Annotated in this window: 1 pseudogene; it reads left to right on the forward strand. The window is 63.1% G+C overall.

The features are described 5' to 3' along the window. Positions 1-227: 227 nt before the first annotated feature. Positions 228-572: pseudogene (locus tag AAE045_RS23970) on the forward strand (hypothetical protein); the annotation flags it as partial.

Consider the following 572-nt stretch of genomic DNA (forward strand, 5'->3'; position numbering starts at 1 on the left):
TGGTGGGCGAAGTGGCGGCCGTCAGCGGATTTGACAACTGCTGCAGCTTCGCACGGGCGTTTCGGGCCCGCTTCGGGTTGTCTGCGTCACGCTATCGTGAGGCCGGTGCGAATCTCTCGCCAGATTCGGCAAAGTCTTCGGTTGTCTCCCGCAAATAATTCACTGCAACGCAATCGTAACTTTCCGAGGCGTTTTTAACACGCTACTAACGTACCTCGGAGAGATAAATGAATTTTCGTACTCCCGCAGTGCGGCTGGGCCTTCTGCCCGCCGGCATTGCGCTTGCCCTGACGCCGGCCTTTGCTTCGGCTCAGGAAGCAAGCGGCACGACCGACCTGGACCGCATCCAGGTCACCGGTTCGCGTATCCGTCAGGCCAGCACTGAAACCGCGCAGCCGGTGATCGCGCTGCAGCGCGCCGACATCGAGAAGCAGGGCTTCACCAGCGTCGCCGACATCGTGCAGAACCTGTCGGCCACCGGCTCGCCGGCGATCAGCCGCGCCGATGCGCTGTCCTCGGGCGAAGAAGTCGGCGGCCAGTACGTCGACCTGCGCAACCTCGGTCCGGAGCGC

The sequence above is a fragment of the Dryocola clanedunensis genome, assembly GCF_038405435.1.
GTDB lineage: Bacteria > Pseudomonadota > Gammaproteobacteria > Enterobacterales > Enterobacteriaceae > Dryocola > Dryocola clanedunensis_A.